This window comes from Nevskia soli, assembly GCF_903970205.1.
Lineage (GTDB): Bacteria > Acidobacteriota > Terriglobia > Bryobacterales > Bryobacteraceae > Bog-113.
Genome location: NZ_CAJCHS010000015.1, coordinates 1 through 8,981, shown reverse-complemented (window position 1 = coordinate 8,981; position 8,981 = coordinate 1). Strand labels below are relative to the sequence as shown.

Annotated in this window: 12 protein-coding genes and 1 rRNA gene; 5 read left to right on the top strand and 8 right to left on the bottom strand. The window is 60.8% G+C overall.

What is annotated here, in order from left to right:
• The first annotated feature begins 23 nt into the window (after positions 1–23).
• A 5S ribosomal RNA gene (gene rrf / locus H1Y01_RS00785) occupies positions 24–140 on the top strand.
• Positions 141–214: 74 nt separating this feature from the next.
• Here rrf and H1Y01_RS00780 read toward each other — a convergent pair.
• Positions 215–1,264, bottom strand: coding sequence for a carboxypeptidase-like regulatory domain-containing protein (locus tag H1Y01_RS00780; protein WP_257644398.1), 1,050 nt, complete (start codon positions 1,262–1,264; stop codon positions 215–217).
• A gap of 253 nt (positions 1,265–1,517) precedes the next feature.
• Here H1Y01_RS00780 and H1Y01_RS00775 point away from each other — a divergent pair, with 253 nt between their 5' ends.
• Together H1Y01_RS00775 and H1Y01_RS00770 are read left to right on the top strand one after the other, a co-directional pair.
• The gene (locus H1Y01_RS00775) at positions 1,518–2,534 is read left to right on the top strand and encodes a hypothetical protein (protein ID WP_180538190.1); all 1,017 of its coding nucleotides are present in this window, start codon (positions 1,518–1,520) and stop codon (positions 2,532–2,534) included.
• 21 nt (positions 2,535–2,555) lie between these two features.
• The gene (locus H1Y01_RS00770; RefSeq protein ID WP_180538189.1) at positions 2,556–2,774 is read left to right on the top strand and encodes a hypothetical protein; all 219 of its coding nucleotides are present in this window, start codon (positions 2,556–2,558) and stop codon (positions 2,772–2,774) included.
• Here the strand turns inward: H1Y01_RS00770 and H1Y01_RS00765 are convergent.
• The 4 genes from H1Y01_RS00765 to H1Y01_RS00750 are packed head-to-tail and all read right to left on the bottom strand — an operon-like array spanning position 2,771 to position 6,074.
• Positions 2,771–3,595 (bottom strand): sugar phosphate isomerase/epimerase family protein, encoded by an 825-nt coding sequence (locus H1Y01_RS00765; RefSeq protein WP_180538188.1) that lies wholly within the window; start codon positions 3,593–3,595, stop codon positions 2,771–2,773. The two genes, H1Y01_RS00770 and H1Y01_RS00765, sit on opposite strands and share 4 nt — an antisense overlap.
• A gap of 4 nt (positions 3,596–3,599) precedes the next feature.
• On the bottom strand, positions 3,600–4,097 hold the full coding sequence (locus H1Y01_RS00760) for a DUF4870 domain-containing protein (RefSeq protein WP_180538187.1): 498 nt from the start codon (positions 4,095–4,097) through the stop codon (positions 3,600–3,602).
• Between the two features lie 21 nt (positions 4,098–4,118).
• Positions 4,119–5,027: a methylenetetrahydrofolate reductase [NAD(P)H] gene (gene metF / locus H1Y01_RS00755; protein WP_180538186.1), complete on the bottom strand. Its 909-nt coding sequence runs from the start codon at positions 5,025–5,027 to the stop codon at positions 4,119–4,121.
• Positions 5,028–5,063: 36 nt separating this feature from the next.
• Positions 5,064–6,074, bottom strand: a complete 1,011-nt coding sequence (locus H1Y01_RS00750; protein WP_180538185.1) for a metal-dependent hydrolase — start codon at positions 6,072–6,074, stop codon at positions 5,064–5,066.
• Positions 6,075–6,185: 111 nt separating this feature from the next.
• On the opposite strand from H1Y01_RS00750, the gene H1Y01_RS00745 reads away from it, so the two are divergent.
• Entirely contained in the window at positions 6,186–6,635 is a 450-nt protein-coding gene (locus H1Y01_RS00745) for a hypothetical protein (RefSeq protein ID WP_180538184.1), read from the top strand.
• Between the two features lie 3 nt (positions 6,636–6,638).
• On the opposite strand, the gene nadD is transcribed toward H1Y01_RS00745, so the two are convergent.
• From nadD to H1Y01_RS00730, 3 genes are read right to left on the bottom strand one after another with little or no spacing between them, the layout of a single operon-like run.
• Positions 6,639–7,208, bottom strand: coding sequence for a nicotinate-nucleotide adenylyltransferase (nadD, locus tag H1Y01_RS00740; RefSeq protein WP_180538183.1), 570 nt, complete (start codon positions 7,206–7,208; stop codon positions 6,639–6,641).
• Between the two features lie 6 nt (positions 7,209–7,214).
• Entirely contained in the window at positions 7,215–7,838 is a 624-nt protein-coding gene (locus tag H1Y01_RS00735) for a 3-keto-disaccharide hydrolase (protein WP_180538182.1), read from the bottom strand.
• Positions 7,835–8,335, bottom strand: coding sequence for a peptidylprolyl isomerase (locus H1Y01_RS00730; RefSeq protein ID WP_180538181.1), 501 nt, complete (start codon positions 8,333–8,335; stop codon positions 7,835–7,837). Before H1Y01_RS00730 ends, H1Y01_RS00735 begins: the two co-directional genes overlap by 4 nt.
• 418 nt (positions 8,336–8,753) lie before the next feature.
• Here H1Y01_RS00730 and H1Y01_RS00725 point away from each other — a divergent pair.
• Positions 8,754–8,981, top strand: a 228-nt coding sequence (locus tag H1Y01_RS00725; RefSeq protein ID WP_180538180.1) for a type IV toxin-antitoxin system AbiEi family antitoxin domain-containing protein, incomplete at its 3' end; no start/stop codon positions are given.

The window sequence follows — 8,981 nt, the reverse complement described above, 5'->3', positions numbered from 1 at the left end:
TTCTCCATCCGGAGTAAACACTTCTGGGTGACCTTAGCGAAGGGGTCCCACCCGTTCCCATCCCGAACACGGTAGTTAAGCCCTTCAGCCCCGATGGTACTGCACGCGCAAGTGTGTGGGAGAGTAGGAAGTCGCCCGGTTACTCCTTAAGAGCCCGATCACCCGATCGGGCTTTTTTGCGTCCCGCCCGTCTTAACCGGGCAGCCAAGCCAACCTACTGCTTCAGCGACGAATCCTTCCCCACATGTGGCGTTATCCTCTTGAACAGGAATTCCTGGACAAGACTTGCAGCGGCGCTTGCGCCGATATTGATGCCCGCATTCTCGAACGTGAGCGCGGCGCCATCGCGATTCCGGGCGGGATAGTAGGCGTTCGAAATAGCGCCGGACGCGAGGCCTCCGAGAATGTTGGAGTAGTTCGGTTGCCAGCGCCCATTGTCGCCCCTGCAAATCACCGAGGTCGAGAGTGCGTACAGGATGCGCGAGCGTTTGGAGCCCGTTCCTTTGTAGAAGTAGCGCGGGTCTTGTTTGAACAGTGAGGGAAAAATCGCGTTGCTGAGGAACGTGCCGGTGAGGAAGTCGCCGTAGGCGGCTGCGTAGCGCTTGCCATATCCGGCCGCTCCCTGGCCGTAGCCGCTGAAGCTGTCGTTTGCCTGCCGCACCCCGGCGATGACGCCCGCGATAACAAAGCTAACCGGATCGATCGTAAACTTCCATGCCAGTTCAAACTTCTGCTTTGGCCGAAGAGGTACGGTGTCCTCGTAATAGCTAACGTAATAGTTTGGAATCACGCCCAGGACCCGCTGTTTTTCTTCAGCACGCACCTGTGCGGTTGCAATCGCAGCCGGATTCCCTTCGACATGAACCTCGGTGGAAACCGGGGCGACCGCCAGTGCGATGTCCGGCAGCGCGGTCTCTTCACCGGTCCTGGCCTCTCCGGATGCGTGGGCGGCCGCGAATCCTTGAGCCGAGACCGCGATGTCGAATCTCCCGGAAGCGGGGACCACGATTGAAAACGCCCCGTCGGTTCCGGTAACAACGCTCAGGATCGTGGGGTTCCCGCTGAAGCTCAGTGACACCTTTGCGCCAACGACGGAAGCTCCCGTAGAATCGATCACTCGACCGGCGACTGTTGTCGGGTTTGCTGGCGGCACGTTGGCCGCGGCCGACTGCGCGCGAAGGGACGGAACACTGGCGAGTAATACGCCTGTGAGGAGGTAAAGTGCGGCAATTCGCGTTCGTCTGTTCGGCTTTCGCGTTTCCATTGGTGGCGTCAACGTTGATCTCCCTGTTTCCCGTTCCAGCCAGGTATCGGACCCGCGGCACTCTCGTTGGAGATGCCGCCAAAAGGCCGCCTGCAACTTATTACGGGGACAACATCCGACACGGATCGATTCCATTTGCGGCACGGCGGAGAGACGCCGGCGATCGAGGAGAAGCATCCTGTCTCCACCGGGGAAATGGACGCCTTCACACATCTCGGTCGTAACGCTGCTCATTCTGATATCATCGCTGCCAATGCTCCGCCGCCAATTCCTAACCGGCCTCACTGCTCCGCTCATTCTCGGCGCGCAGAACAAGTCCGGTTCCGCCAAGCCGGTTATCGGTTCCGGCGACCACACCTACGAAGTCACTCACGACTGGGGCGAACTTCCCGCCGGCATCCAATACGGCAACACCCACGGCGTCTGCGAAGACAGCCAGGGCCGCATCTACATCCACCATACCGTCAACGCGGCCAGTGAATCGCACGACACGATGGTCGTCTTCGATCGCAATGGCAAGTTCGTCAAAAGCTGGGGAGCCGAGTTTCGCGGCGGCGCCCACGGCCTGAAGATCCAGCGTGAAGGGAATCAGGAATTCCTCTATCTCTGCGACACCAAACGCGCCGTAGTGGTGAAATCGACCCTCGACGGCGAAGAAGTCTTCATGCTCGGCTACCCTTCGATGGCCGAGCCTTACAGTCATGGCTACATCAAGTACTCGCCCACCAACCTCGCGATTGCGCCGAATGGCGATATCTATATCGGCGACGGCTACGGCTCCAGTTACATCAATCAATACAATCGCGAAGGCAACTACGTCCGCACCTTCGGCGGCAAAGGTACAGAACTCGGGAAACTCGATTGCCCGCACGGTCTGATCGTCGATACGAGAAGCGGCACGCCCGTCTTAGTCGTTGCCGATAGAGGCAACCACCGCATCCAGCGTTTCCAACTCGACGGCACGCCGATCGACACCATCGCCGGCACCAACCTCCCCTGCCACTTCAACGTATTCCGCAACGGGGATGTGGTCGTCCCGGATCTCGGCGCGCGCGTCACTCTGCTCGATAGGAACAACCAGGTCATCGAACACCTCGGCGACGACTCGCAATCGAAATGGTCCGACACCCGCAAGCTCTCGCGCGACCATTTCACGCCCGGTAAGTTCGTTTGCCCGCACAGCGCCTGCTTCGATCACGCGGGCAACATCTTCGTCGTCGAATGGGTTGAAGTCGGCCGCGTCACCAAGCTGCGACACGTTATTGCCTGACGCGAGCTACACTCAAAAAAGATGGCGTTCTTCTGTACGATCTGCGAGCAGGAATCCACTCGTATCTGCGTAACTTGCACCAAGGACACGTGCGACGATCACCTGTGCACGCTCTGTAAGAGCTGCAGCGATTGCTGCCCTCACGATGTACAACTCGAGCAGCGTCCGAGCGTCCGCGCCGCGATCGAGTCCGCGAATCACGATTACAGCGAAGTCTCGACCGTACTCAGCAACAGCTAAGTCCGCATTCCGCCGAACCCGGCGTCGACGTGCTTCTTCACGAACTCGGCGTCCTGCGTCAGCGCCCCCGGCTCGTCCGGCGTCTTGTACGTTCTCTCGACCGTCAGCGGCCCGCTGAAACCCACCCGCGCCAATAGCCCAAACATCTTGTCGAAGTTCACCGTGCCCTGCCCTAAAGGCTTCGGGCCTTGCGCATTGTGATCCGCGATCGTCACCGCCTTCACCTGCGGCATCGCATCGCGAACCTCGTCATCACCGACGTCCGACCCCGGCGCGAATACTCTCGAATGCAGACAGATTCCGGACCACACCGGATCGATATCCGCCAGCATCGTACGCGCATCCGCCAACGTCATCTGTCCCGCGCCGCCGGCCTGCACCAGCACCGCGATGCTGTACTCGCGGCCGACATAGGCCAGCCCGGTAGTTTCACGCCGCGGAGCGGGCCCGATCTTGGCCAGTCCCACTCCCGTGCGGCCCGCCAGCGCAAGCAGCGTCCGGCACCACGGATCGGCCGGCGTTCGCAAAGCCGTCGTGACGATCGGAGCCGCCAGACCGGCTCCATGGATGCTCTCGAGGGCGCGGACCTCGTCCACCGGAGCGAGTTGCGGCTCCACCATCCCGCCGCGCATCATGGTGATGTCGACCCCGTCGAACCCGAGCTGCTTGACGATTTCGCCGATCTCCGCATACCACACGCCGGTTAAAGCGCTCGACAGCACGCAGACGGTCGGCCGCTTCGGCTTGGCAGTTTGGCCAAACAGCGGGAGCGCGCCAAAGCCGAGTAGCTTGATTGCCTCGCGCCGGCTCGCCGCGTGCATCGGTCTACGCCTGCTTTTCCGCTAACGGCCCGACGATCGGCAGGACAAACTTCTCGCTCTGGTAGGCCTTCACCGCCATCACGATGATGAGCGCGAGATACAACAGCCCGCAGATATTCCAAAGCAAGTCAGCCAGCCGCCACGACATCGGATTGATCGCGACTGAAATGACGATCCGAATCAGTATCCATGCGATATGGATGAACAGTGCCTGATAGGCATCGAACCGAATCTTGCGGTCGCGGTTGTAGGGCGCGAGGAACAAGAAGACAACGGGGCCGACGATCGGAACCACGTAGCAGATCACGGAGGCCCAATTACGGGGAACTCCGGGAACGGGCCCGGCGGTTATCGGCGGCGGCACACCGGCCGAATAGCCTGGGTTGGCCCCCGCACCGCCGAATGACGCCCCCGGCTTCTCGGTGACCGGTTCCGCCGGCGCGCCGCAATTCGGGCAGTATCGCCCCTCAAACGCCGTTCCGCACTTCGCGCAATTGACCATTCGGTTTCCTCTGGGCTTCCGCTATGCGGCGGAAGTGACTTCCGCCCGGTCCGTGAACCCGGCCGCCTTGAGCGCCTGGAACACGTCCTTGGTAGCAGTGCTGCGGTTTAGTGTATAAAAGTGCAGTCCCGGCGCGCCACTCATGAGTAGATCGATCGCTTGTGCGGTCGCGTGCGCCACGCCAAGCTGCAGCACTCCTTGCGGATCGTTGCGCCGGCGATCGAGTTCCGCGGCGAGCTGGAACGGCAGCGCCGCACCGCAGGACTGCGTGAATCGCTCCACCTGCGCCGCATTGGTAATCGGCATCAGCCCCGGCAGAATCGGCACGCGAATGCCGATGGCTCTGGCCCGATCCACGAACTCGAAGTAGCGCCGGTTATCGAAGAACAGCTGCGTCACCAGGAAATCAAGCCCCGCATCTACCTTTCGTTTGAGGTTGGTCAGATCGACGTGCGGGTTGGCGCATTCCGTGTGCCGCTCCGGGTAACAGGCGCCCCCCACCGACAACCGCTTGCCATAGCGCTCCCGAATCATGCTGACCAGGTCGTTCGCGTAACGAAACCCGCCCTCTACGGCCACAAACTCGGTTTGCCCTTTGGGCGGATCGCCGCGCAGCGCCAGAACATTCTCGACGCCCGCGTCGACCAGACGATCGAGCACCCCTTCGATCTCCGCGCGCGTGGACCCGACGCACGTGAGATGCGCCATCGCCTCGATCCCGGTTCCGGTCTTGACGCGGCTGACGATATCCAGCGTCTTCTCCCGCGTCGAGCCGCCGGCGCCGTAAGTGACCGACACGAATGTCGGATTCAACACGCTGAGTTCAGCGATGGTTCGCTCGAGTTGGGCCGCGGCTTCCTCGGACTTCGGAGGAAAGAACTCGAACGAGAAGGACGAGTATCCGCGGGCAAGATGATCGCCTATTTTCATCTCCCTATTGTATGCGTTCTTACGCCGTTGTCGGTCCTACCTTGGTTGGGAGGAGTAGTTCGAAGCAAAGCTGAAGTTGCAACGCTCGTCCGCAACCGTATGCTCCCCGGTCAGGCGCGCCGAGCAGCTGAACGTCCGGGCGACCGGATCGCCGAATCGCAAGTCCGTCAAGGTATAGCGCGCGTTGTTGGCGTCCGCGATGACGCGCCACAACGGGTATTGAGAGAAGTCGATCAACACGCGGAACGCGTGGTCCGTCCGCAAAGCCGCAAGAGCATCGCCCGGGGCATCGCGGGGGTCCCAGCGGTGGAACGTCTTCCCCGCGCCAGGGTCGAACTGGTCCGCCAGATTCAGCTCATACAGATACGCCGTATCGGCGGTCTCCACCAGCCCATCCCACATCCACGGACGCAGCGGCGTGGCGAACGCAGCGGTCACGACCGGCGGTGTCCCGCCATAAAGCCGCGCATCCATGACCGCGATCGCGCGCTGATGCAGCACCGCGCGGGCTCCGTCATAAACCAGAAGAAACAACAGCCCGGTGATCGCCCACGCCCGCCCCGGATACGCGCGGCGATGCTTCCCGATTTCCGAGGAGATCAGATCGCCCAGCATCGGTGCGAAGAACGCGATCAGTAGGCCCGCCCAGATCCACGGATCGATCACAAACGTCGTGTCCCAGTGAAACCACTGTTGCGAAAACGGCGCCCAGATCCGAACTCCGTAGTCGTTCGTCAGATCGAGCAGGATGTGCGAGAGGACCGCGATCCAGGCCGCAAAAATCGCTCCCGCCCACTTCTCGTTCTTTCGCGTAACGACGCGGACTAGAATCACGGCCGCTGCAGCAACCAACAGGGAACAAGGCAGCGAATGGGTCCACCCGCGATGCCATTCCAGATAAGCCGGCGCCCCGCCCACTCCCGCGACGATGTCGGCGTCCGGCAGATTGGCGGCGAGTATCATGGCGGCGGTAGCGTCCGGGGCCAAGCGGTTCAACCCGGCCCGCGCCAAAAACAAACCCACTAGCGAGTGCGTGAGATTGTCCATCTGCCCCACAGTAGCAGCGGAGCGATTCTGAGCCGCAAGCGTGAGCGACCGTGGGCTAACCTTGCCGCTATGGAAGATGTGCCAGAATAGATCGCACCCACGGGAGGACCGATGAAGCTTTTGACCTTTGTGTTGTTACTTGCGATCGGCACACGGCCGCTGCTCGCTCAAGGCGCCCCGCCGCAGTCCGCGCCCGATCAACCTTACACCATGGAGTATTACTACAAGGTGCAGTGGGGCCACCAACAAGAGTTCAAGCAGCTCTTTCTCAAGAACCACTATCCGTTACTTAGGAAGATGGTCGACAGCGGGCGCATGCTCTCGGTCAAGATCGAAACTCCCGCCAACCATATGACCGAGGACGCGCGTTGGGACTATCGCGTGACCATCCGCTTCAAGAATTCGACCTTGGCGACAACGGCCAATCCCGACGAGGAGCGGCTGATCAAGCAGCTCTGGCCCGACCAAACCACTTACCAGCGCGAGGAGCAGCGCCGGTTCGAAATTCTACTCGCCCACTGGGACTTACCGGTTACCGATATCACACCGCTGCAACCGTGAATCTCAACTTACCCCGTATAGCTTCCGCTCCCGGATATAGTTCAGTACTCCCGCCGGCAGGTCAAGATTGTCCTGGCCCTCCGCCAGCTTCGCCCGGATGTCCGAAGCAGATACCGGCAACTCCACGCCTTCCACGCGCTTCGCGCACACGTTATTCGGAATCCGATACTCCGCGCCGGGCCGCCCCACAATTGCGAAAGTCACTAACGGAACTAAGTCGCGCCATCGGTGCCAGCTCTCGATATCGTCGAATGCATCGGCGCCGATAATGAAGTACCACGCCACGTCGGGGCCGTACTCCGCGCGCAATCGCTCGACCGTATCCACCGTATAGCTCTTGCCCACGCAGTCTTCGATCGGCGAAGGCTCAAACAGGGGACCACACCCGCACGCGATCTCGACCATGCGGAAACGGTCCGCGAAACTTGCTGTCGCGGTGCGGTGCGGCGGATTGCCTGCCGGAATAACAAGCACCTTGGATAGCTCGCATTGCGCGGCCGCGGCGCGCGCCATTTCTAAGTGCGCATTGTGGATCGGGTCAAACGTACCGCCAAGGATTCCGATTCTACGCACGCGCGGTTAGTCGAGCTTCTGTATCTTGATATCGCGGAAGGACACTTCCATCGGAGTTCCCGCATGTAACTGCAGTCCGATAACTCCGGTCAGGCTTTTCGAATCGTGTATGTCGACGGTTTGTTTTCCATTCAGCGTGATCGTAATGTGGTCGCCCTGACACCGGATATCGTACGTGTTCCAGCCCCCCAGATGCGCGACTTCCTTACCGCCGGCTGCCCAACCATCGACCATCGTGCCGCGCGTTCCGCCTTCCTCGTATAAGTTGCCCCAGTAGTTATCCTGACCGGCATCGGCCTGGTAACCCTTGACCACATACTCGGGATAAGCTGCGCTACGGAATTGAATGCCGCTGTTGTGGTTACGCAGCTTCATCTCCGCATGCAGCACGAAGTCACCGAACTGCTCCTTTGAGATCAGGAACTCGTTGTGACTAATCGGAGTCTGATCGGTCGAACCTACAAGAACGCCGTCGTGCACCGACCATAGGCGCGGGTCGCCATCCCATCCGGCCAGATCTTTCCCGTCGAATAGCGGCGTCCACTTCGACTGCGCATGCGAGCTGTTTATCAGGATCGCGGAGGCAACGAGAGCCAGACACGCCGCACTGATCCGCCGTTTCCTGTTCACGCACCCGCCTCCGTCCGCTCGATCGTTACGGAATTGAGCCTGATCTCTTTCTTCGGCCGGTCCTGTCCATCGCGGGGCGCGCGCGAAATCTTCTCCACAACGTCGTAGCCGTCCACCACCTCGCCGAAGATACTATGCTTCCGGTCGAGCCACGGCGTCGGCGCGACGGTGATGAAAAACTGGCTTCCGTTGGTGTTCGGCCCGGAGTTGGCCATCGAGAGAATCCCCTTCTTGGAGTGCTTCAGATCGGGATGAAACTCATCGGCGAACTTATAGCCGGGACCTCCGCGGCCGGTCCCTTCCGGGCATCCACCCTGAACCATGAAGTCCGGAATCACGCGATGGAAGATGAGATTGTCGTAGAACGGCTGCCCGGTCTTGCCGCCTTCCGCGAGAGCGATGAAGTTCTCGACCGTCTTAGGCGCCTTGTCGGCGAATAAACGGACGCGAAACTTTCCCTCGGTCGTGTCGAAATCAGCGAAAACATCATTGGGCATGGTCAAATTGTAGCGTGCCGAGGCACGGCAAGACCGTTACCGGGCCGAGAGCGTGAGCGACCGGTGGCTAACCTCGCGCCACCGGCTCAGCGCCCCAGCCCGAGATGCTTCCGCGTGTCAGATAGCGCAAGCCGGATGGCCGCACTTGCATTCAATTTCCACCATGTCGCCTGCGTCCTTGCAAGTGGTGCTGCAGTACTTCTCGTTCGCCGGCGCCATGCATTGGCAAGCGGGGTGCGCGCATTTCTTGGGTGTATCGGCCATAAACTGCCTCCGCTGCAATTCTACTCCCTCGCGGTGGACGCGACCGGGTAAACCGGTGCGCCCGCTCCGCAAAAACCATCCATCCCATCTGTCAATATAGTTCCATCTTGGAACTATATTGACAAAGGCTCCGGTAGGGTGCGACGATCATTATGTGCCCCAGACCCGGTTCAACGAGTTGATCGCCTTCGCTGAGGAGCATGACGGGCTCCTGACGGCGAAGCAGGCGAGAGACGCTGGGATCGCGGACTCCGTGCTGGCGCGCCTCACGCAGCGGGGGCGGCTGGAGCGGGCCGCTCGCGGCGTATACCGCATCCCCCATTTTCCGTCGGATCGATTCTCGCAGTACTGGGAAGCCGTGCTTTGGGCCAAGGCTGACGAC